The organism is Bradyrhizobium sp. WYCCWR 13022, from assembly GCF_030435535.1.
In the GTDB taxonomy this organism is placed as follows: Bacteria; Pseudomonadota; Alphaproteobacteria; order Rhizobiales; family Xanthobacteraceae; genus Bradyrhizobium.
Map to the genome: position 1 here is coordinate 65,699 of NZ_JAUIZJ010000009.1, position 22,933 is coordinate 88,631.

Here is a 22,933-nt window from a genome sequence, read left to right on the forward strand (position 1 = left end):
CATATTCCAGGAAGCAGGGAAGGCGGAATCTGCGAGCCCAAGACCCCGCCAGGAAAGAACTCGTATTATGCCTCGTGAATTCGACGCTGACGTCATCGTGGTAGGGGCAGGAAATGCTGCCGCTTGTGCGGCCATATCCGCCAGCAATAATGGCGCGACTGTCCTCATGCTTGAGGCGGCGCCTCGGGACGAGCGGGGAGGGAACTCGACCTATACGGCGGGCGCCATGCGATACGTCTTCAATGGTGTGGAGGACGTGCTAAGCGTAGTGCCGGACATCAATCCCGATACGTTAGCCAATACTGATTTCGGCACTTACACCGAGGACCAATTTTTCGATGACATGTTTCGCGTGACGCAATTCAGGACCGATCCTGACTTATGCGAGATTTTAGTCAAGCGCAGCTTGCCGACGCTTCGGTGGATGCGAGAGCAAGGCGTTAGGTTTCAAACTAGTCATGGGCGGCAAGCCTACAAAGTGAACGGACGGTTCCAATTCTGGGGTGGGCTCAGTGTGGAAGTGTGGGGTGGTGGTCCCGGTCTCGTGGACATGCTGCTAGAGTCCGCGGAAGGGAAGGGTATCCAGTTTCTTTACGAAACTGCCGCGGTCAGTTTGATCAATGACAATAGCGGGGTCGTTGGAGTTCGCGTCCGGCATCAAGGCAAGGAGCGCGATCTGCATTCAAATGCTGTCATCCTGGCGTGCGGAGGCTTCGAGTCTAATACGGAAATGCGCGCGCGGTATCTCGGACCAAACTGGGACCTGGCGAAAGTTCGTGGCACACGCTTCAATACCGGCGCTGGAATCCAAATGGCGCTTGCGATTGGTGCAATGCCATGTGGACATTGGTCCGGAGCACATGCCGTCGGCTGGGACCAAAATGCTCCGGCGTTCGGCGATCTCGCAGTAGGGGATGCCTACCAGAAGCACAGCTACCCATTCGGCATCATGGTCAATTCCCGAGGCCAACGCTTCCTTGATGAGGGAGCCGATTTTCGCAATTATACCTATGCCAAGTATGGTCGCGAAATCCTAGCGCAACCCGGCCAGTTCGCTTGGCAGGTATTCGATGCTAAGGTGCATCACCTTTTGCGCGACGAATACAGGATCCGGCAAATCACCAAGATTACGTCGGATACCCTGGAGGGTCTCGCCGACCAACTCGAAGGCGTTGATCGCAACGCCTTTCTCAAGACCGTCGCTGAATTTAACGCATCGGTGCGGCAGGACGTTCCCTTCAACCCGAATGCGAAAGATGGCCGCTCCGCGGAGAGTTCGCCGCGCAAGTCCCATTGGGCCAACACGATTGATACAGGACCATTCGAGGCTTATGCCGTCACGTGCGGTGTCACCTTCACATTCGGTGGACTCAAGATTGACCAGAGCGGTCAGGTGCAGGATACAGCCGGCCTTCCGATTCCCGGCTTGTTCGCAGCTGGAGAGCTGGTCGGGGGGCTGTTCTATCATAACTATCCAGGTGGCACGGGGCTCACTTCAGGCGCTGTATTCGGGAAGATCGCAGGTGAGAGCGCTGCTGCGGCAGTCGCTGCAAGCAAGAGCCGTTCAGCGGCCTGATCAATAAGTTGCAGAACAAACTGCATCATAAACTGCCGACAGGGAGGCACAAAAATGGCTCGCTCAATCCAAAACAAGTTGCGTCGTGTAGCATTTGTTGTGGCATCCTGCGTGATGCTGATTCCAGCGCACGCCACGTCCAAAGATGCGCTGACAATAAAGATAGGTCTGCAAGCCGTTCCAACCGACGACGTTTATCGCACCAAGGATTGGGGCGCAAAGTACAACCTTAAGGTTGACATCGGGAGCTATAGCTCTGGAAGCGAAATACTCAAGGCGTTTGTCGCCGGGCAAATCGATATCGGCAACGGAGGCTCAGGTCGACTAATCACTATGGCTGCGATGCAGCCCAATCTGTTCTACATTATTGCCGCCGATCAGTATGGGGGCGATCGCTACGGCGTAATTGTCGCGAACCATTCATCTGTCAAAGCGGTGGCTGAACTCAAAGGAAGGAAGATCGGCGCGGTTGCCGGATCCGGCTCTTTCAGCACTTTCCGTGTCTTTTTAGACAAGAACGGGATGAAGGAAGGCGACTTCCAGATCGTCAATATGAAGGTTGAGGACCTGCGAGCCGCCGTGCAGCAAGGTGTTGTCGACGCTGCAGTGGCATGGGAGCCGCATGTTGCGATTGGCGAGACGATGGGCGTGGTAAAGCGTATTCAGTCGATGAAGGGCGTAAGTGAATCGCCGAACCTTGTGCTGGTGCGCCGCAAGTTTGCTGATGAGCATCCCGAGGCCGTGGCGCGATATCTTGCCACGTTGATCGATGCCGGCACGTACATGAAGACGCAACCGGACGATGCCGCCAGCAAGGTTGCAGCCGATATCAGCAAGCAGGGCGTGGACATCGATCCAAAGGCGCTGGAGCTTGCCTTGACGCGGATCAACGTCGATCCAAAGCTGACCGACGCGATGACCGACGAGCTCATGCCGGTTGCCGAGTCTATGAAGGCGGCCGGAAAGATTCCCAACATTCCGGACTTCAAGAGCCTCGTGCGCAATCAATTCTATGAGGAAGCGGCGAAACTCGCGTCATCTACCAACTAAGGGCTCCATCATGTCTAACGCGACGCCGTCGGCGCCGTTCGCGGGTGTTGCCGACGAGCAGAGGCTGCGTAGCATCTTGTACCGCGGGGCGGCATCGGCATTCTTGTTCGCGCTGCCAATCATCGTCTTCCTGTTAATATGGGAGACAACGGTACGTCTCGGCTGGATCAATGCGACGATCCTGCCTTCGCCATCAAATATCGCGCGGCGCGCGTGGGTGCTGCTTGATCCAGCCGATCCCGCCAAGAGCATATTGCTGACGCATATTGTCGTTAGTTTGTGGCGTGCGCTGAGTTCGTTCGCTCTGGCATGCGTGCTGGCCATCCCAATGGGCCTCTTCCTGGGCCTCAACAGGACGGCCTATCTGATTGCTTCCCCACTCCTGAGCCTGTTACTGCCGCTACCGGCAGTTGCCTGGGCTCCGATCTTCCTGGTCATTTTCGGTCAAGGCGATATCACGATCATTGCTGTCTGTTTCCTCGGTGCCTTCTTTCCGATTCTGTACAGTACTATCCAGGGCGTGCGCGCAATCGGCCGACACTCCTTGTGGGTCGTGCGCAGCATGGGCGCAAGCCGGTTTGATATCTTTCGGCGTGTGCTGTTACCCGGTGCGCTGCCGGCGCTGATCTCGGGGCTGAAGCTTGGAATGGCGCATTCGTGGCGCACGCTGGTCGCGGCCGAAATGCTAGCTGCGTTGACCCATGGCCTCGGATTCATGATATTCGCGGCGCGTTCCTATATGGACGTATCCACGATGTTCGTCGGCATCGTATGCCTGGCCCTGATCGGTCTCCTTATCGAACGTGGCGTGTTTGGCTCGCTCGAAGCACTTACCATTCACCGCTGGCACGGTAACGGAAAAGTGGGTAGCCATCGATGAGCGTGGACACATCCGGCATCCGTCTGCAGCGATATACTCGGTCCCCAGCCTCGTCCGGTCTCGCGATACCGATGGCTCGTATCGCGCTGATCCTGGTGCCGCTGGTGGCTTGGGAGGTGTGCTCGCGGTTAGGGTTGATAAACGGCTTCTTGTTTCCGGCGCCGTCCGCGATCCTCAACAAGCTTTGGGTGCAATCCGGCCCAAACGGAAACCCGCCATATGCAATTCTGTGGCACGTGGCAGACAGCATGCTGCGCTTGCTCTCGGGATTATCACTTGCGGTAATCATAGGTACCCTGCTCGGGGTTGGACTTGGCATGAGTCAGCGGGCGCGGCTGGTGTTTCAGCCAATCATTAGCATCTTGATGCCTGTGCCGACGCTAGCATGGACCCCCGTCCTGCTGTTGGTCATGGGTATCGATAACCGCACGACCATCCTAGTCGTATTTCTCGCAGCGGTTTTCGAAATGATATACATCGTCGCGAGCGGCATCGAAATGCTGAACGTCAAAATGCTTTGGGTGGCTTGGTCGATGGGCGCGAGCCGACGGCAGGTATTTTGGCGCGTCATTATTCCCGGCATTTTTCCTTGCCTGATCACCGGCACACGGCTCGGTACAGGTTACGCCTGGCGCGCTCTGATCGCCGCCGAGATGCTGGCCGCCAGCAGCTATGGCCTGGGTTTCATGATCTATGACGCCTCCGAATACATGAACATTGGCGTCATCTATGGTGGCGTGATGATGATTGCGGCGCTCGGCTATCTTCTTGAGAACGTTCTGGTTGGCAAGATCGAAGCTGCTACCATCGAGAAATGGGGAGTACTCAATGAGCGTTGAAACGGCAAAAATACTCCCGCTGCGCGACGGTGCCGGTACCAAGCCCAAGATTGTCGCCAAGAATGTCCAGAAGTATTTCGGAAACGTGCTGGCGATGGAGGACATTTCTTGCACGATCAACGAACGGGAATTCGTGGCTATCATCGGTCCAAGCGGTTGCGGCAAGTCGACGTTTCTGTACCTGATCGCTGGATTCGAGAAGGCAAGCCAGGGGGAACTGCTAATCAACAACGAACTCGTGGTGGGGCCAGGACCCGACCGTGGCGTGGTCTTTCAGGAGTTCGTGCTGTTCCCCTGGCTTACGGTGTTGCGTAATGCGACGCTGGGCCTGGACATCAAAGGTGTGCCACGGCAGGAAGCTGAGGAGCGGGCGAGGAAGTGGCTTCGTCTGACAGGCCTTTCGGGGTTCGAGAATGCCTATCCATCGTCTCTGTCGGGCGGCATGAAACAGCGCGTCGCCATCGCTCGGGCACTTAGTTACGATCCGGAGGTGCTGCTACTCGATGAGCCGTTCGGCGCACTCGACGTGCAAACAAAGAACTACATGATCCAGGATCTACAAAACCTCTGGGTCGAGGCCAATCGAACTATCGTGATGATAACTCATAGTGTATCAGAGGCCGTTCAGCTTGCCGATCGAGTGCTTATTCTGAGCTCACGGCCCTCGCGAATAATTGCGGACGTGGCGATCAAGCTACCCCACCCTCGGGACTTAAGGGACCCGCAGGTCCGGCGATACGAAGACGAGGTTACGGCTCTTCTGTCGGCGGAAGTCGACAAGGCGATGAAGCGCGAACGCCAGACGTTTGCTGGCCGCTCATAGAGCGCTGTGAATCAATAGCCCAGATTACCGCAGGCCGACACTCTAACGCTCTGATCAGCTTGCGTCGGCACGCCGGTGGCGCCGCGCCCGCTCCAAGAGTTGCCGGGCACGTTCGACGACGGGCTCGTCGACCATCCTGCCTTCCAGCGAATAGGCGCCGACGCCACGTTCGGTTTGCTGACGGGCGGTCTCGATGATCAATTGCGCCCTTGCGACATCAGCGTCGGACGGTGCAAAGGCATTGTTTAGGATCGGTACCACTGAAGGATGGACACAGGTCGCACCCGTAACTCCGTGACCGAATGCCTCCTCCGCTAGCTCGCGCATTAGTCGGACATCCTTGTAGTCCGCAACGGAGCCGAACAATCCGAACGAGTATTTTCCGGCTCCGGCAGCGGCCATGTGAACCAGCATCTTGGGTATCTTAAGTGCCTCATGAGTGGGATTAGCTCCCATCGATAGCGCTAAGTCCTCACTACCGCCCATCAGGCCTATCACCCGCTCGTGGGCGCGTGCGATGTCGTCCGCTTTGGCCAAAATCTTGACGGACTCGATGACTGCGATCGCTTGGAGTGGCTCGCGACGGTCATGATCCCGTTCGGTTCGCTCAGCAACCTCTAGAAGCAACCGCACGTGCTCGGCGCCCTCGACTTTTGTCATCAGAATGCCCTTGGCACCACCGAGCACCGAAGCCTCGATATCTCGGACGGCAGCCGACAGAGGTCGATTAATACGCACCCAAATGTCAGCTCCTGCGGCAGCGCATCGTTTTATCGACGACGCAAGCCTATTGCGTGCCCCCTCCTTCTGTGCGGGCGCGACGCTGTCTTCAAGATCCAGGATTATGGCATCGGCGCCACAAAGCGCCGACTTTGCAATGAAGCGCTCAGATGAGGCGGGGACATAAAGCAGAGATCGGTACACTGGTGTCTTCCGGTCGCCTACGGGTCATTGGGATGATGGCTTAGCCTGCACGATGACGCCAGCCTCGCGCAGTTCTTCCAACCGGGCCTGCGTGATGCCGAGGGAGCGCAGAATCGCAAACGTGTGTTGACCGAGATCCGGAGCGGGCATCCGAATCCTTCCGGGCGTAGTTTCGAGCCTCGGGACCACGTTGTGCATTAAAACCGTTCCGAGTTCGGAGTCCGGTAACCCAACGACGATTTCGCGAGCTTGAACATGGGGGTCATCCAAGAATTGATCGATGTCGTAGATTGGTGCAGCAGTTACGTCTGCCCGCTCGAATATACTCATGTTATCTTCAAGCGTCCGCGCGGCAATGAATTCCGCGATAGGCTCCTCGCAAGCATCGGCGTTTTTGATGCGATCAGAGTTCGTCAAAAATCGGGGATCCACGATCATGTCAGGGCGACCGATAGTCCGGAACAACCTCTCGGCCACAACTTGCATCGAGGCGGAGATTGCGATCCAGCGAGAGTCGCTGGTACGGAATGTGTTGCGCGGCGCTCCGGTAAGCGATCGACTGCCGGTCCGCGGGCGTACCTGCTGTGTTAGTTGATAGATTCCGGCTTCGGGACCGAGGAGGGAAAAAAGCGGATCTAACAAGGGCAAGTCGATAACCTGGCCGTTACCCCCGCTCACTTCTCGATGCCTGAGCGCAACCATGGTTGCCCCAAATCCGTAAATGCCCGCGACCATATCGGCGAGCGTGGCGGGTGGCAGCAGCGGAGGTCGATCAGGGAATCCGTTGCGGGAAGCGAAGCCTGACATGCCTTCGACCAGAGTGCCGAAGCCGGGCCTGTCCCGATAGGGACCGGTCTGCCCCCATCCCGAGATTCTCACGATGATCAGTCCTGCATTCTGTGCTCGAAGGACCTCGGGCAACAAACCCAGCTTTTCCAGACCTCCGGGTCTGAAGTTCTCGACCAGCACGTCCGCCGTCGCGAGCAGATCCGATAGGATCGTCCGACCTCTCTCGTCGCGAAGGTCTAGCGCGACACTCTTCTTGTTCCGGGCGTAGGTCTTCCAATGGATGCTGACATCGTTGACCCGCCAAGCGCGCAGAGGGTCGCCCGAGACGATGTCCTCAATCTTGATGACTTCGGCTCCGAAGTCGGCGAGCTGCAGGGTGAGCATATTCCCGGCGACCAGACGCGAAAGGTCCACGACACGGACGCCGTTAAGCGCGCCAGCAGCCTCTGGCTCGAACTGCTTAGGTACGGCCTTCATTGCGCCGACTTAACGATGCAAGGCGGAAGTAGTGCCTGTACAGTACCCGCGGAGGTCCCCATCGATCCTCAACAAGCTGACTTGTATGGGGTAGTATTAAGTGATACGACCACATCCTGCAACATCCTTTCGGTGAACCCGATGTTCACCGCAGCTGGCAACCCGAAGTTAAGCAGAGAGTGCCCTCACTTGAAGAGTTGAACCAGGCCGAGGCTCATCGCGAGCAGAAGTATCAGAGACAAGGTCACCGCAATCGTGACTTTCCCGCCGGCCTTCGAAAGCACCCGGATATCGACACCCAGCCCGAGTGCGGACATGGAGACTACGGTTAGCACGCTGGCGAGCTTCGCAACGGGGGCGGCAACGCTGCTGGGTATGATCTGCAACGAACGAAGGCCGGCCAGTACCAAGAAGCCGATGATGAACCAAGGTACCAATTTGATGAGGTTAATGCGCTTGCCGGGCGCGACTTCGCCACGCAGGCGTGGTGCGACAAGCGACAAGCCGACCACCAACGGCCCTAGCATGAGGACCCGAACGAGCTTCACCACGGTGCCAATTTGAGTGCTGACGATTCCTGCCGGAACGGTCGCGGCAAGCACCTGGGGAACGGCGTACACGGTGAGGCCGGCGAGAATCCCGTACTGAGTAGCCGAGAGCTCCAAGAGTGGAATGAGCAGTGGAAGCCCGAGCACCATCAGCACGCCAAGGACCGCGGTGAAGGAAATCGATGACGCGATATCATCGCCATCTGCCCCTATAACGGGGGCGACCGCGGCGATCGCGGAATTGCCGCAAATGGAATTTCCGGAGGCGATCAGGAGCGAAAGCTTAGTGGGTAGGCCGAGCATGCGGCTGAGGCCGAAACTCACGGCAAGCGTGACCGCAACCGTTCCGACGATCGCGGCAATCAGAAATAATCCGGAAGGCAGGATTGCCCCAAAGCTGATCGAGGCCCCGAGCAGCATCACGGCCACTTCGAGAAGTTGTTTCGCGCTGAAGGCGATTCCGACCTTCCAGCGCTCGGAAGTAGTTGAGACGCTGCGGATCATCATCCCGAGCAGGATGGCGATGACCAAGGCTTCAACATAGGGATGTTGGAAGATGTGCTCCTCGGCCTCCTGGATTCCAATCGACAGCAGCGTCAGGAGCACGCATAAGAGGATGCCGGGAAGCAATGCAACCAAACGACCGGCAGGCGCGTCTACCTTGCTCGATTTGGGAAGATCTTTGCATGGAGCCATGAGTCCCTCGCCAGCCGACAAGGCTATGCCCGAGAACCAAGGGCTCATAACAGTAGAATTTTGATCTAGGCCGATAAGCAGGCGTTATGCCAATGAATTTGCATTTCCTCCGCTTCTTTACCACCGTCGCTGAGGCTGGAAGCTTTTCGCGAGCAGCGGACATCTTGCGCGTTAGCCAGCCCGCGGTCTCGAAAGGAGTACGCGATTTCGAACTGCAAGTGGGCTGTCGCTTGCTGGATCGTACATCGAAAGGAGTACGTACGACCCGCGAGGGGCGGGCACTTCTCAGGCACGCAGAAAATCTGTTCGCTGCCGAGCGGGCCGCCGAAGAGGAACTGTCGTCGCTGCGCAACCTCGCGAGCGGATCGCTTCACATCGGGGCAAGCACCACGATCGCGACCTACATGATCGCTGAGTACATAGGCAGCTTCCGGCGCAGGTATCCGAGCATCGATGTGCATCTGGTAAGCGCCAACACGCGGGATATTGCCGGAATGATGCGCGCGCATGAAATAGAGATCGCCCTCGTGGAAGGACCGGTCGAAGACGATGATCTCGTCAGTACGGCCTGGCGGACGGACATGATGAGCCTGATAGCAGGTCCGACTCACGCCTTCGCATTATCGGAAAATCACGTGTATGCGGCGGCCCTCGAAGATGAAATCCTGATCGTTCGGGAACCAGGCTCCGGCTCACGGGAGATCGTCGCGCAGGCGCTGTTGAACCATGGCGTGCGGCCGCGCAAAACCCTCGAAATCGGCAGCACGGAAGCGATCAAGCAAGTTGTCGCATGCGGTCTTGGTGTCTCGATCGTCTCAACATCAACCATTGGCGATCAGATCAAGCTTGGCCGGCTCAAGGCGATAAAAATGAAGGATCTGCAGATATCGCGCACGCTTTGGCACGTGGAAGTACGGGGACGAACCAAAATTCCTGCCGCGATTGCCTTTGAGCGAATCATAGGTGTCGCCCCATGACATCAATATGATGGAGTCGCGGGATCGTCTCGTCATTCGGAAGGCTTTGCTGGACGTGACGGCGGATCAAAAAAGGCGAGCGGCGCGAGATAAACCCAGTTTGCGTCAGCAACATCCAGAGAGCAACTTATCCGATCCACCATAGATAGCGAGACAGTTCGCCAGATGTCTGCTGCACTGCAATCCGATCAACGTCCGAGGGGTCCGTAGTCAGGACATCCCATCGCGGTTCTTGTGCCGACGCGCAAATTATTGGTGGTTGGCCGTTGGATGCAATGGTAGCGAGGTCTCGTTTTGAGCGGCCGTAATGGGAATATGTTCTCCGAGGGGGCGCCCCGACAGGATATTTTGGGCAGGGTCCTCTGTTGCTTGGAGGCTGAGACTGTGCCCCCAGTCCGCTCTCCGGAAAATCTGGCGAGTCGGGTGGGCCTGATTAGGTCGATGATTGTGGCCATCTCATCTCGAGCGCTCGCTTTGGCTGGCTTTGCGATCGGCTGGTCGCGATCTGGTCGAACGCGCCATCGCGATCAAGTCATGCACTTGACACGAAAGCCATAGTCATAAAGGCTGCTACCCATGTTAGTTTCGCTTTGCCCGCTGGATATCAAAGACTTGCGCTTCTATCAAAATTGAGCGCCGACGGCGTCGAGCGGCAAGGAGCTACGTCGGAATGGTCAGCTAGGGCGTGACAATCAAGCTTCGAAGGCGAATTGATCAACTGAGGCAAAGCACTTCTTGTCGACGGGTGGGGGCGCTGCTTGGCTCAAATCAGGAAAAATCGGGTGAGCGGCGATAAGCAAGCTAATCTAAGTGAGTTGATGCCAGACTTGCTCGCTCTGGGTTTTAGCGAGTACGAAGCGCGTGCCTACCTCGCGCTCTATGAGCTTTCGCAGGCGACTGCCTACGAAGTAGCCAAACTTGCAGGCTTACCCAAGGCGAACGCATATTCTGTCCTCGAGAGTCTGGCAAAGAAGGAGGCGGCTCAACCGATCTCCGAAACTCCACTGCGGTATGTGGCGGTAGCGCCCAAGGTTCTGTTTGAGCGAATTGCGACAGCGACGAGCAAGCGCTGCGCAAAGTTGATCCGAACGATTCCGGCTGTTTCACAGTCCAACGACGGTGGCTACGTATGGACCATTAACGGCGAGGACGCGATCGCCGCCAAGATGGAGGCTATGATCGACGGAGCGAAATCACACATTTGGGTAAAAACAGAAGAGAAAATACTGCTGCCGCACCGCGACGCGCTTCGACGTGCTGCAGACCGCGGGGTTGCGATTCTCATCATCCTTTTCGGGACTCAAGTCGAGAAGTTTCAATTCGGTGCGAAGTCGCGAACTTATCTCCACGAGGGAAACGGCATTCCCGTGGGAATCGCACCGCATCTTGTAACCCTTACAGTGGATTTCGAAGAAGCTCTGGTGGCGGAGATTCGTGCGCAAGGCGGCTCCTACACGCGAAATAAGCCGATAGTTAATCTTGCTGACTCCCTATTGCGGCACGAGATCTACTTCGCGGAAATATTCGAAATGTTCGGGCAACCGATCCAGAAGACGTTCGGCCCCGCTATTATCGAGCTTCGAAGGAAGTATCTTCCCGCACCGCAAGTTGCGGCGCTGGAAAGCCTTCTAGGGCTTACCGCGAGTCGAGTTGAGAAAAAATCCAAGCTGAAAGAAGAAAAGATCTAACGCGTCTGTCGCGGCGATTGGCACGCTTCGCCGGCGTGTTTCGCGCGCCTGCAAGGAGCAGCAATCTTAAGGGGGAGTTGGCTTTGAACCTTCAAAAGTTGCGCGCGCTGCATAGTGTAATCGTGACCGGTTCGGTCACCGGGGCCGCAACTCGACTTCATTTGACCCAACCAGCGGTAAGCCGTTCGCTGTCTGCCCTTGAAGCGGAGCTGGGATTCAAGCTCTTCAACCGGCTTGGTGGGCGCCTGGTTCCGACTCCTCAAGGAGAAGCCTTCTCGCGGGAATGCGAGCGTATCCTGCTGGATATCGACGATCTTACCCGCATCGGCAAAGAAATCCGCGCCAATCGAGGCGGTCGCCTTCGGATCGTGGCAATGCCACAACTCGCCCGAAGTCTACTCGTGCCGGCACTGGCCCAATTTTCGAAGGAGTTTCCGAGTGTTTCGATTTCTTTGGAAGTCAGGGAAAGACGCGAAGTCGAACGTTGGGCTTCGGGACTTAGGTTCGACGTTGGGATAGTAATGCTCCCGACTCAATTTGAAATGTTGACGTCGCATTCCTTCGCCGAATTGGTTCCCGTTGCGGTGCTTCATCCCGATCATCCACTTGCGGCGAATAAGACGATTCTCCCCAGTGATCTGATCGAGGACCGTTTTATTGCGCTGGACCGGACGACGTTGTTGCGGCAGATCGTTGATGGAATGTACGTACAAGCTGGCCTTGCCGCGAACATTTGGGTTGAAGTGTCGTCGGCGTTCATCGCGTGCCAAATGGTGGGAGCCGGAATGGGTGTGTCGATATCGGATCCATTCAGCGCAGCGCTGCTAGCAGAGCGAGATGTCGTGGTTCGCCCTTGCAAGACGTCGGCAAGGCTCAACTATGCTTTCGTCTATCCGCGCCATTCGAAGAAGACGGCGCAGGCGGTCCGGTTTTCCGAAATCGTGAGGAGCACTCTGGAGAATTTGATGGGGCGGTTCGAATTCGTGCAAGGGCAAACAATTCGATAAATTGCACTTCTTCCGTGCAGTGCTGTAGACGCGCGGGTCGCGGCGGTACGCACAGCCAACTTGACCACGTTTTCCTGAGGAATCGGGAGGATCCGGCAAGTCGCGCGTCCTCGATATTACAGCAAGTAATGCATCCATTACGCTAATTGAATTGCTGCGGTTCCGAATAACCCTTCAGATATGTAGGATGCGAGTCTGGCTCAATCCAAACTGAGCAGAAGCCAAAAGAGATGCCGGTGTGTCAATGGCGACGCATTCGAGACAGATGAGGAAACACATGCTACGAACTTTGCATATTTTTCTAGCACTCGCTTTCCTGACTTTCTCGTCATCGAGTTTTGCCGGTGCCAGGCTGGACGACGCAAAGAAGAGCGGCCTTACCCTCGGCTTCAGCAACGAGCCGCCCTTCGCGTTCAAGCAGGCCGATGGATCATTGGCCGGGTCAGACTACGATCTCGCAAAGCTCGCATTCAACCGCCTTGGAGTAGAGCGGATCGAAGGAACGGTGGTTGCGTTCGGATCGCTCATCCCGGGACTTCAAGCCAAACGTTTCGATTTTATCGCGACCGGACTCTATATCCTTCCCGCGCGCTGCCTTCAGGTTCTCTTCACCGAGCCCAACTTCACCGTTCAGGAAGGTCTTCTCGTTCGCAAAGGCAATCCCAAGCAAATCCATAGTCTTGACGACATCGTCAAACACGAGGACATCAAGGTTGGTGGCAACATAAGTGGCCAGCCGACACAGAATGCAGTCAAGGCCGGCGTGAAGGATAGCCAAATCACGCGTTTTCCGGACATCCCCTCCAATGTCGCGAGCCTGAAAGCGGGCAGGATCGACGGGGCATTGCTTATATCGGTAACTGCACGCTGGAACGCAAAGAACGATCCGACCCTGGAAGTCGCCGAACCATACACGGGCCTGCTCATAGATGGCAAGCCGAAGCAAGACTACGGCGCATTTGCCTTCCGTAAGGAGGATTCGGAGCTTCGGGACGCATTTAATGCCGAGATGCTCAAGATCGTGCATTCTTCGGAATATGTTGAGATCCTGAAAAAGTACGGCATGACGCAGAACGAAGTGCCGGCGGCCGACGTCAAGCTCGATACTCTTTGTAAGCAGTAGGACTCGTGCCCGAAGCGGACGGTGACAGATGTCGGCGCTCTACGAGGGTAGATGGCTGCTCCTTTCTGGTGCGGTAACGACGATGGCCCTTTACGCGCTCTCGACAGTATTGATGTTCGCTTGCGCGCTCGTTTTCGGTATCGCCAGGACATCCAAGAGCTGGTGGATCCGAACCATCAGTTTGCTCTATGTCGAGATCTTCAGGGGCATATCTCTGGTGGTCGTCCTGTTCTGGCTCTACTTTGTTTTGCCGTTCTTCGGGGTTGCGATTTCCGCCTTTTGGGCGGCCACACTCGCCATAGGCATGTGCTTCGGGGCTTATGGAGCTGAGGTCGTCAGGACGGCGATCGGCGCTATCCCGCGGGGCCAGTATGACGCCGCCTTGGCGATCAATATGGTGCCATCAATGATGATGCGCCGGATCATTCTTCCTCAAGCAATGCTGTCGATGATACCACCTCTCGGTAACCTCAGCATCCTGGTATTGAAAGCCACCTCGGTTGCCGCCTTGGCGACCGTTCCGGAACTGACTTTTGAAGCCTACTCTCTCAATATCAGAACCTTTCAGACCGTGCCGATCTATCTCGTTGTCATGATCTTCTATGTGGCTGCGGCGCAATTGATAGGAGCGGCAATCGCGTACGCAGAGCGACGTCTCGGGTTATGGCAGGGTAAGCCAACGCACGGCGCAACCAGGGGCTGGTCGGCATGAAGGTCGATTTCCAATATGCCTGGGAGTTGCTTCCGCAACTCGTGGTCGCGGCGCAAACCACATTGCTCGCCGCCGTCCTCGGTTTTATCGCCTCCCTGCTTGGCGGCCTCCTTCTCTTTGCGCTGTACAGCGCTAAGCACCGTCTGACCAAAATCTTAGTTCGCGGCTACGTCGAATTCGCAAGAGGGGTGCCGCTCCTGGTCCTGATCTATTTTCTGTACTTCGTGGGGCCTTCGGCAGGCGTCGTGATCAGCCCGCTGGTGACCGGCGTCATTGCTCTCGGCTTGCACTACAGTGCGTATATGGCCGAGGTCTACCGTGCCGCAATGATCGGTGTTCCGGCCGGGCAATGGGAGGCATCAACATCCATAAATCTCTCAACGTTCGACACATATCGGCGGATCATTGTTCCACAGATGATCCCATTCATCATTCCAAATGCCGGAAGTTACTTCGTCTACATGCTGAAGGACACGCCGCTGCTCGCATCCATATCCGTTTGGGAACTCATGGCCGTTGCTCAGGCGGAAGGAGCCAGGCGGTTTCAGTACTTTGAACCCATAACGATGGTTGGGATAATGTTTCTCGTCCTCAGCATTGCCGGCGCGTTTCTCATCAACAGGCTCGAGCGACTGTCCCAGAAGGGATGGCGGTAATGTCGGCCGGACCGTTCTCAGTACAGCTAAGGAACGTTACAAAACGTTTTGGGGCGTCCACGGTCCTAAATGACCTAAATCTCGAAGTCGGACAGGGTGAAAAGCTTGTGGTCATCGGTCCGAGTGGATCGGGAAAATCAACTCTCCTCAGGGTTCTCATGACATTGGAGGGAATCGACAGAGGCAGTGTCTCTATCTGCGGCCGTGAGTTGTGGTCGTGCGATTCGACCGGCGCAGCACGCCAAGCATCGGCCCGGCAAACACGTACGATTCGGAGCGATGTCGGCATGGTCTTTCAGAGCTTTAATCTTTTTCCTCACCTTACGGCGCTTGAAAACGTGACCGAGGGACCGATTCGCGTCCTCAAGATGCCGAAGGAGAAAGCCGTGAGCCTCGGAAAGGAGCTGCTTCGAAGGGTGGGACTGGAAGATCGGTGCGACTACTACCCTGCGAGGATGTCAGGCGGTCAGCAACAAAGGGTTGCGATCGCGAGAGCAATGGCGATGAGACCGAAAATACTCCTATTCGACGAGGTGACCTCGGCGCTCGATCCTGAACTCGTTGGCGAGGTGCTAGCGGTCATTCGGGAGCTGACTCACCAAAAGGAACTGACGGTTATCATGGTAACGCATCAGATGTCCTTCGCGCGAGAGATCGCCGACAGGGTTTGCTTCTTCGATCACGGCCGAATTGTCGAGGAAGGAGAGCCGTACCAGTTCTTTTCTCAACCGAAAAGCGCGAGAACCCAGGCGTTTCTAAAGTCGGTCCTGGACGCCTGACGATCTTAGTCTCAGCAGTCGAATTCCTCTTAGGAGACACTCAAATGACTTCCAGATCCATTTCGATGCCCGAGCCGGAGAATGCTCAGACTCGCCGGTCGGCGCGCAAAGAAACGGTCTACGCCGTCGGACAAATTCCGGCGCTCGATATGGAATTCTACCAGAACGTTGGGTCCGGTGCTGAGAAAGTGTCGGAGTTGACGATCCCTGCTCGGGATGGCGGCGCGTTCGAAGTGCCTGCCGGGCACCTCTTTCGGATCGTGAGCGTGGAGGGATCGCAGGTTGGTGATTTTAATCTTTGGAATAGCGACAATCTTTCTGAACACTTCTACAGCGGTAAGACGCGGGCGATTCATGCGACGCACATTTCTACTGGTGATCGCCTGTGGAGCAGCATGCCATACCTGAGGCCGATGGCGACTATCACTTACGACAGTCTGGGATGGTATGGGTGGGATTCCGATGGTTGTGGAATTCACGATGTGATCGGAACACGCTGCGACCCTTACACGAGAAGAATGATAACCGGTGAAGATTACGATCACTGTTGCCATTCCAATCTCGTTCGAGCCCTATCTGCCTTCAGAAAGATTTCGGCGAAGGAAGCCGAGGGCTACGTGCACGACGTCATGAACGTCTTTATGTGCACAGGCTTCGATGTCGAAAGTCACGAGTATATCAAAAAGGCAAGCCCGGTTCGTCCAGGCGACTTCATCGAATTCTTCGCGGAGATCAATCTCCTTGGTGCGCTATCCGCCTGTCCCGGCGGCGACTGTGGGCCGCGGGTCCCAGGGCAGACCCCCAAGTGCTATCCCCTGAAGGTGGAAATCCTTCGTCCCGCGAAGGGCGCGCTGAATGGTTGGAAGTCGCCTGAACCCTCGCCCTACAAAGGCAAGCACGGGATGAGCTGATTTGCGGAGCGCATTGTAAGAGCCGATTAACATCAAGGCGCTCGGAAATACCGTCGGCAGCTAGGCGCCGACCGGAATGGCGTCAGCCGTGCCAAGTTGACGCCGCGTTTGGGTTTGAAGTGCAACCGCGACAGCGAATTTCGAGATTATTCTCGTCATGCATGGTTGCAGGCGCTTTAGTAATTGGCGTCGTGGCGAGGCGTGATTGATAATTTGGCCCCATAAGCGATCGGTCAATCCTGTCCGCTGTGGCCAGGCCGACAGCAATTGCTCATCGGTGGTAGGATCCGGAATGTCCAGTGACGTGTCGAGCTTTCCCGCACAATTGATGCAGGGCTACGCCGCTTTCATGTTGGACCGCTTTCCTCAGGAACGACAAAGGTTCGATTCATTGGCCGCGCGCGGGGCAGTCACCGGAAGCCCTGGTGATCGGATGTTGCGACAGCCGCGTTTCACCCGAATTGATATTCAATGCGAGACCCGAGGAAATCTTCGTCATCAGAAACGTTGCAGCGCGTACCGCCCTTCGGTGTCGAGGGAGAATTCCACGCCGCCGGGGCTGCTCTGGTTGTGCTCGGTCACGCCCGGTGTGGGGCGTCCCCGCTTATGCCAAAGGCAAGGTATCGGCCTCACCAGAAAGCTTCACGACTCCATGGATGCAACGTCTGGTCCCGGTGGCGCACAGAGCTGGCCGTGTTGCGGCGGCCTGGACGACGATCACACCGACTTGGAGCTGGCTGCGATCGATCAGTCCTTGCTCAATCTAATGAGTTTTCCGTGGTGTGCGATCGCGTAGGTCGCAAGCAGCTCACGTTGCATGGATCGTATTTCGAGATTGCGAACGGTGTTCTGCACATACGAGATCGAGAGACCGGCAAATCTGATCCAGCGTGTGCGGACCGTTTTACGGACGCGATTACCTGTGCATCCGGACGATATCGATGAGGGGGCCGCTCCTGCGCCGATAGGTTTGAAATCGAAATCGGCTCGCGAATGGCCTGCTGCACATCCGGCAGATGACAACGACGAGAGGAACTACCAATGACAGTCTTCGACGCCGCGTCTGCGTCCAACCGCTCCGAGTTTGCCGCACGCGTGAATCGAATTCAACCGTCGCAGAGTGGTGCTGCGGCCCAGCGAGTGCGGGAATTGCAGGCTCAGGGGCGAACAATTCTCAATCTGACCCAGGGTGAACCCGACTTCGACACACCCGATAATGTCGTGCAGGCTGCGCTCGCCGCCATGAAGAGGGGCGAGACGAAGTATACCAACACGGATGGTACGGCAGTCCTGAAAGAGACAATTGCGAAGAAATTCGCGCGTGAGAACGGCCTCTCCTACAAGGTCAGTCAAATTTCGGTCGCCAACGGCGCCAAACAAATCTTATTCAATGCGTTGGCGGCGACGTTGGATCACGGAGACGAGGTCATCATCCCGGCTCCGTACTGGGTGTCGTACCCGGAAATGGTGTCGTTCTTCGGTGGGGTACCCAAAATCGTCGCTTGCCCGGCGGCGAGGAACTTCAAGCTCGATCCGATCGATTTGGAACGTGCGATCACGTCGAGGACTCGGTGGCTCCTCTTGAACTCGCCTTCTAATCCCACGGGGGCCGTATACACGCGCAGGGAGCTGGAGCCAATCATCGATGTATTGCGAAGAAATCCGCACGTCTGGCTCCTTAGCGACGACATATACGAGCATCTTGTCTATGACGGGCTCGAATATTGTACGCCGGCGGCGATCGATCAGTCCGTCGCGGAGCGAACCCTGGTCGTCAATGGCGTCTCGAAGGCCTATTGTATGACGGGTTGGCGCATCGGTTATGCCGCGGGTCCGGCGAAGTTGATATCCCAAATGGCGAAATTGCAATCTCAGGCCACGGCCAATCCATCGTCCATCAGCCAAGCTGCGGCCGTCGAGGCTTTGAACGGGCCGCAAGAGGGGCTTCGAGAGCGAGCAGAGAAATATCAACGACGGCGCAATCTGGTTCTGGAAGGACTCGCGTCCGTGCCCGGGTTGGCTTGCGACAAGCCGTCCGGCGCCTTTTACGTCTTCCCCTCCTGCCGCGACCTGATCGGAAAGCGGACCCCGGACGGAACCGTCCTTGCCGATGACAAGGACTTTTGCAAGTATCTCCTCGATGCCGAAGGGGTGGCGGTGGTGCACGGAGCGGCCTATGGCTTATCGCCCCACTTCAGAATCTCATATGCTACTGCGGACGAAACCTTAAAGGAGGCCTGTGTCCGCATAGCCCGGGCATGCAGTCGACTGAGTTGATGCAGCTCGCTGCCCTGACAATACGTGTGGAGCGATGTCGGACCACATTCGAGCAGCTCATATCGTTTTGCGGTTCATCGGGTCCGTGATGCGAAATGGAGATCTGCGACATGATGTCATCATTGCTCCAGGGCCGCATGAGCTCTCTAACCAGCGTTCTGTATCGCGGCCAAACGGGCGAACCGCCAAGATCAACTCATCGAGCTGGCCGCTGAGCTGGTCTTGCAAAACCGCCTCCACGAAAGTCGAGGTATTTGGTAGCTTGAAATAATACTACCAAATGGCTAGCCTCAAAGCGATCGACAAGGGAGGAAGTAATGGCCGCCATTCGACGGATAGGTATCCTCGCGCCGCCGATAAATGTGGCTATGGAAACCGAGCTACCGTCCTACGTTCCTCCCAATGTCAAGCTCAATCACAACAGGCTCACCAAACCCGGCACCGCTATAGCGAAGGAAGCGCAGCTCGCTATGGCCAACTCGTTGGATCGAGCGGCCTCGGATCTCGCACAGGCGAATCCGGAGGTGATAGTTTACGGATGTACGAGTGCCAGCTTCCTAGAGGGGCTAGGCAACGAAGCCAAGCTAGCCGACCGCATCACGATGTTGACCGGAATTCCCGCTGTCACCACTTCAACAGCCGTCATCGAAGCCTTGAAGGCCGTTCGGGCGACCAGAGTATTCATGCTCACTCCCTATCCGGATCTAATCAACAAGGAAGAGGCCCTCTTTCTGCAGCACTATGGCTTCGGCGTGGAGGCCGTCGATTCCTTCTTTTGCGCAGATGGACGACAGATCCTGACCATCTCGTCGGCGGACGTTGCCTCCAAGGTGCTCTCAAGCCGTGAGGTCATTTCAAGGTGTGACGCCGTGTTTGTCAGTTGCACCAATTTGCTGGTGATGGATCAAATCGACCGATTGGAAAGGGAATTGAACCTGCCGGTTGTCACCTCGAACCAAGCCTCTCTTTGGGCGGCACTCCGAAGGATGAAGATCGATGTCACCTCAACGGGGGTAGGCCGCCTGTTCAAGGAGCGGCGGCCACAAGAAGCACCGGTATTCGAGTTGAGCAATGCCTAACCGCGCCGTCAGGATCGTCGAACCGCCAGCATGCTCGATCGATTCCGACGCGGATAGAGTGGCCGCGCTCGAAATCATCGAAGTGTCGAAACGATTTGGAGATAACTCGATCGTCGACAACTTGTCATTGACGGTCAAGCAGGGCGAATTTTTGACATTTTTGGGACCGTCAGGCTGCGGTAAATCAACGACCTTGCGCATGATCGCGGGGTTCGAGCAGCCGGACGCGGGATCAATCAAGATCGGCGGCCATGTGATGACGGGCGTTGCGCCTTATCGGCGTCCCGTCGGCTTGGTCTTCCAAGGTTTGGCGCTATTTCCGCACCTTACTGTCGAGGAGAACATCGCCTTCGGGCTGGCGGTGAAAAAGGTCAAACGCGACGAAATCGTAGCAAGAGTACGCGAGGCGCTCGCGTTGGTGGATCTGAGCGAGCTCGGACGACGTCGGATACAACAGATATCGGGCGGTCAACGTCAACGCGTGGCCCTGGCGCGCGCGCTGGTCACTGGCCCGTCCGTTCTCCTGCTGGATGAGCCCTTCGGTGCACTGGACTTCAAGCTGCGCCGCCAGATGCAGATCGAATTGAAGCGTATCCAGCACCAAGTCGGCACAACATTCGTATTCGTGACTCATGATCAGGAAGAGGCGATGATCCTGTCGGATCGGATAGCCGTTTTCAATCATGGAAAGCTCGAACAATTGGGCAGCGCGCGTGAGGTCTACGAGAACCCGAAGAATGCATTCGTCGGAGGCTTCCTCGGGGATATCAACATCTTCGTCGGCCACGTGCAGTCTCTCGAGAAAAACGGTGCGAGTCTGCACCTGAGCGAGGTCTCGGCCGACGCTCTGATAGTGGCAACTCCAGAGATGAAAATCGGCGCAGAAGTCGCGATATCGATTCGTCCCGAGAACGTACGTGTGGGACGCGAAGTGTGGGGTAACAGTTGTCTTATGGTCGGCCAGATCGTGGCGAACATCTATATGGGCGCGACCGTCCGTCAAAGCGTTGTGGTCGACGACAAGGTCGTGGTGGTGGATACGACGGCCCGGCATGTGCAGCAGCAAGGCCTGCTTCCGGGAACTCAGGTCAAGTTGGCATGGGATTTGGAGGACGCCATCGTTTTCGCGAACAAGGAGGTGCGGAAGTGAAGCACGCTGCCGGTCTATTGATGGCCCTGAGCTTGTTCAGCCTTTCGACGACGGTTGCGTGCGCCGCCGACGGAGAAGTTGTCATGGGCACCTGGGGAGGAGGCAACAGCGAGATGTGGCGAGAGAAAGTCGGCAAGCCGTTCTCCGCGTCGTCCGGTATCGTGGTCAAGATCCGCGACTGGTCGGATCCGGAGCCGACGTTAAGAGCCCAAGCGAGAAAACCTCAGTTCAACGTCGCACTGGGCACCTGCTACAACGCCGCAAATCTCCAAAAGGATGGATTGCTGGAAAGCTTTAAGAAGGAAGACTTCCCCGAACTGGCTAATTTCGAGAAGTCGTCCTATCTGATAGACCAGAACGGCGAAGTTTACGCTTTCGGCATCTACTTTCAGTATTACGGGGCCGCATTCAACAGCGATCAGGCAAAAGCGTCAGACTTCGAGTCCTGGCGGGCATTGGCCGACCCGAAATTCAAGGATAAAGTCGCTATCGCCCGGCCGATCTATGCTGCTCCCAATGATTTGGTTCTCTTTGCGAAAGTCGGAGGGGGCGACGAAAACAACATTCAGCCCGGCATTCCTCTGCTTACGTCGATCGCGCGTAATGCTCTGACTGTCACGAACTCCACTGCTCAGATGAATGCCCTGCTGTCGCGCGGAGAGGTCACGGCGGGAGCCTACTATTCGAGCCGCGTCTGGACCATGCGGGCTTCCGGTGTAAAGAACGTCGATATCACAATACCCTCCGAAGGAGGATTGCTGCTGTCATATTTCTTGATCGTGCCGAAAGGCGCGAAGAATCTGGACGCCGTGAAAGCCTGGATAAACTATGCTTTAAGGCCAGCACCAGAATTGGCCATGCTTGATGCGTCTGGCTTCCTACCGCTCAATCAAACTGCCGCGCTTAGCCAGGAACAGCTCAAGGAGGTTGGTTCGCCGCAATCGTTGCGTTCGAAACTTTACCAGCCAGACTGTTCGGTGCTTGCCGCGAACCAGGAGAAGCGGGTCAATTTGGTCGAACAAATCTACTCTCAGGTCAAGTAAGCAATAAATTGGAAAGCGGCGGGTCAATGACGGATGTCGGAACTGAGAGGACGACCCGGCGGCACAGCGGCAGCGGAATGTTGTTCAAGGCGCGGCCGGTAAAAGTCGACTCCCAATTTCTTCTTCTCGTTCCAACTAGCGTACCGTTGATGCTTCTGGCGATCGGTGTCATCTCACTCGTGGTCGGCTCGTTCACGTCGAACAACGAATTGAGCTTCGCGCAATACCAGGCAGTCTTGGCGCGTAAAGATTACATTGAGACTCTTTATCGAACGATTTGGTTGGCCGGTCTCACGACCTCGATTTCGCTCCTGATAAGCTATCCCACTGCCTACTGGATCGCGCGATATCCGGGAAGGCGCGACATCTTTCTCATCATTCTGATGATGCCCTGGTTGGTAAGCGTCGTCGTGCGAACGTACGGCTGGATAGTGATCCTGGGCAAGAAAGGGGTCATTAGCCAGGCGTTGATGTCATCAGGCCTGATCGCGGGTCCATTAGAAATCCTGTTCAGTCCGACCGCCATCGTGATCGGGCTGGTTCATGTATTCTCACCCTTCATGATCCTTGCGATAGTGACAGTTCTGATCCGGCTGGACAAATCACTGGAGGAGGCGGCAGCCAGTCTCGGCGCGGGACCGTTTGAAACGTTCCGCAGGGTACTGTTGCCGTTGAGCTTTCCTGGGATCGTGACGGGCAGCATCATCGTGTTTCTGATGTCAATGGGATCGGTGGTCACTCCTCTGTTGCTCGGCAGCATGCGTGACAAGATGCTTGGTGCGCAAATTTATCAAGATGTCTTTCAACTCTTCAATTTTCCGAAGGCCGCGGCGCTAGCGATGATTCTTTGCGTCGCTGCCCTGGCGGTCGTGCTGCCTCTGCAGCTACTCGAGGCTCGTGCGAAGAAAAGTGCGGCCTCTTAGGGAGGT

22 protein-coding genes are annotated in these 22,933 nt (G+C 56.5%); 19 read left to right on the forward strand and 3 right to left on the reverse strand.

What is annotated here, in order from left to right; translation table 11 throughout:
* Positions 1-67: 67 nt before the first annotated feature.
* The 5 genes from tcuA to QY049_RS14720 all read left to right on the forward strand — a co-directional run bounded on the left by tcuA (position 68) and on the right by QY049_RS14720 (position 5,168).
* A complete protein-coding gene (tcuA, locus tag QY049_RS14700; protein ID WP_128929691.1) occupies positions 68-1,576 on the forward strand; it encodes an FAD-dependent tricarballylate dehydrogenase TcuA in 1,509 nt (502 codons plus the stop codon).
* A 54-nt stretch (positions 1,577-1,630) separates the two neighbouring features.
* On the forward strand, positions 1,631-2,626 hold the full coding sequence (locus QY049_RS14705) for an ABC transporter substrate-binding protein (protein ID WP_206733163.1): 996 nt from the start codon (positions 1,631-1,633) through the stop codon (positions 2,624-2,626).
* A 10-nt stretch (positions 2,627-2,636) separates the two neighbouring features.
* On the forward strand, positions 2,637-3,506 hold the full coding sequence (locus QY049_RS14710) for an ABC transporter permease (RefSeq protein WP_128955089.1): 870 nt from the start codon (positions 2,637-2,639) through the stop codon (positions 3,504-3,506).
* 71 nt (positions 3,507-3,577) lie between these two features.
* Positions 3,578-4,345 carry an ABC transporter permease gene (locus QY049_RS14715; protein ID WP_128929689.1) on the forward strand — a complete coding sequence of 256 codons (768 nt, stop codon included), beginning with the start codon at positions 3,578-3,580 and terminating at the stop codon, positions 4,343-4,345.
* Complete coding sequence (locus QY049_RS14720; protein ID WP_128929688.1) at positions 4,335-5,168, forward strand: ABC transporter ATP-binding protein; 834 nt, start codon at positions 4,335-4,337, stop codon at positions 5,166-5,168. Before QY049_RS14715 ends, QY049_RS14720 begins: the two co-directional genes overlap by 11 nt.
* Before the next feature lie 54 nt (positions 5,169-5,222).
* Here the strand turns inward: QY049_RS14720 and QY049_RS14725 are convergent, their stop codons facing one another.
* The 3 genes from QY049_RS14725 to QY049_RS14735 form a co-directional block, all read right to left on the reverse strand.
* Positions 5,223-6,092, reverse strand: a complete 870-nt coding sequence (locus QY049_RS14725; RefSeq protein ID WP_237866327.1) for a CoA ester lyase — start codon at positions 6,090-6,092, stop codon at positions 5,223-5,225.
* Between the two features lie 24 nt (positions 6,093-6,116).
* On the reverse strand, positions 6,117-7,358 hold the full coding sequence (locus QY049_RS14730) for a CaiB/BaiF CoA-transferase family protein (protein ID WP_128929686.1): 1,242 nt from the start codon (positions 7,356-7,358) through the stop codon (positions 6,117-6,119).
* A gap of 185 nt (positions 7,359-7,543) precedes the next feature.
* The gene (locus QY049_RS14735; protein WP_128929685.1) at positions 7,544-8,602 is read right to left on the reverse strand and encodes a YeiH family protein; all 1,059 of its coding nucleotides are present in this window, start codon (positions 8,600-8,602) and stop codon (positions 7,544-7,546) included.
* 92 nt (positions 8,603-8,694) lie between these two features.
* Between QY049_RS14735 and QY049_RS14740 the strand changes: the two genes are divergently transcribed.
* From QY049_RS14740 to QY049_RS14805, 14 genes are all read left to right on the forward strand, one after another.
* Positions 8,695-9,579 carry a LysR family transcriptional regulator gene (locus QY049_RS14740; RefSeq protein ID WP_232995588.1) on the forward strand — a complete coding sequence of 295 codons (885 nt, stop codon included), beginning with the start codon at positions 8,695-8,697 and terminating at the stop codon, positions 9,577-9,579.
* Between the two features lie 782 nt (positions 9,580-10,361).
* Positions 10,362-11,267, forward strand: a complete 906-nt coding sequence (locus QY049_RS14745; protein WP_206733164.1) for a TrmB family transcriptional regulator — start codon at positions 10,362-10,364, stop codon at positions 11,265-11,267.
* A gap of 83 nt (positions 11,268-11,350) precedes the next feature.
* Positions 11,351-12,274 carry a LysR family transcriptional regulator gene (locus QY049_RS14750; RefSeq protein WP_128929683.1) on the forward strand — a complete coding sequence of 308 codons (924 nt, stop codon included), beginning with the start codon at positions 11,351-11,353 and terminating at the stop codon, positions 12,272-12,274.
* Between the two features lie 277 nt (positions 12,275-12,551).
* Positions 12,552-13,397, forward strand: a complete 846-nt coding sequence (gene ehuB, locus QY049_RS14755; RefSeq protein WP_164933832.1) for an ectoine/hydroxyectoine ABC transporter substrate-binding protein EhuB — start codon at positions 12,552-12,554, stop codon at positions 13,395-13,397.
* Positions 13,398-13,425: 28 nt separating this feature from the next.
* A complete protein-coding gene (locus tag QY049_RS14760; protein ID WP_128929681.1) occupies positions 13,426-14,109 on the forward strand; it encodes an amino acid ABC transporter permease in 684 nt (227 codons plus the stop codon).
* Positions 14,106-14,765, forward strand: a complete 660-nt coding sequence (gene ehuD, locus QY049_RS14765; protein WP_128955088.1) for an ectoine/hydroxyectoine ABC transporter permease subunit EhuD — start codon at positions 14,106-14,108, stop codon at positions 14,763-14,765. Before QY049_RS14760 ends, ehuD begins: the two co-directional genes overlap by 4 nt.
* Positions 14,765-15,544 carry an ectoine/hydroxyectoine ABC transporter ATP-binding protein EhuA gene (gene ehuA / locus QY049_RS14770; RefSeq protein ID WP_188637407.1) on the forward strand — a complete coding sequence of 260 codons (780 nt, stop codon included), beginning with the start codon at positions 14,765-14,767 and terminating at the stop codon, positions 15,542-15,544. Before ehuD ends, ehuA begins: the two co-directional genes overlap by 1 nt.
* 44 nt (positions 15,545-15,588) lie before the next feature.
* Positions 15,589-16,455: a DUF1989 domain-containing protein gene (locus tag QY049_RS14775; RefSeq protein WP_128929678.1), complete on the forward strand. Its 867-nt coding sequence runs from the start codon at positions 15,589-15,591 to the stop codon at positions 16,453-16,455.
* Positions 16,456-16,880: 425 nt separating this feature from the next.
* The gene (locus QY049_RS14780; RefSeq protein WP_283810013.1) at positions 16,881-17,222 is read left to right on the forward strand and encodes a carbonic anhydrase; all 342 of its coding nucleotides are present in this window, start codon (positions 16,881-16,883) and stop codon (positions 17,220-17,222) included.
* A 274-nt stretch (positions 17,223-17,496) separates the two neighbouring features.
* Positions 17,497-18,732, forward strand: coding sequence for a pyridoxal phosphate-dependent aminotransferase (locus QY049_RS14785; RefSeq protein WP_128929677.1), 1,236 nt, complete (start codon positions 17,497-17,499; stop codon positions 18,730-18,732).
* Positions 18,733-19,049: 317 nt separating this feature from the next.
* Positions 19,050-19,811 (forward strand): aspartate/glutamate racemase family protein, encoded by a 762-nt coding sequence (locus QY049_RS14790; protein ID WP_128929676.1) that lies wholly within the window; start codon positions 19,050-19,052, stop codon positions 19,809-19,811.
* Positions 19,804-20,961 carry an ABC transporter ATP-binding protein gene (locus tag QY049_RS14795; RefSeq protein WP_128929675.1) on the forward strand — a complete coding sequence of 386 codons (1,158 nt, stop codon included), beginning with the start codon at positions 19,804-19,806 and terminating at the stop codon, positions 20,959-20,961. The genes QY049_RS14790 and QY049_RS14795 overlap by 8 nt, the downstream gene beginning before the upstream one ends.
* A complete protein-coding gene (locus QY049_RS14800) occupies positions 20,958-22,004 on the forward strand; it encodes an extracellular solute-binding protein (RefSeq protein WP_164933833.1) in 1,047 nt (348 codons plus the stop codon). The genes QY049_RS14795 and QY049_RS14800 overlap by 4 nt, the downstream gene beginning before the upstream one ends.
* Positions 22,005-22,030: 26 nt before the next feature.
* Positions 22,031-22,927 (forward strand): ABC transporter permease, encoded by an 897-nt coding sequence (locus QY049_RS14805; protein WP_206733165.1) that lies wholly within the window; start codon positions 22,031-22,033, stop codon positions 22,925-22,927.
* The last annotated feature ends 6 nt before the right edge of the window (positions 22,928-22,933 follow it).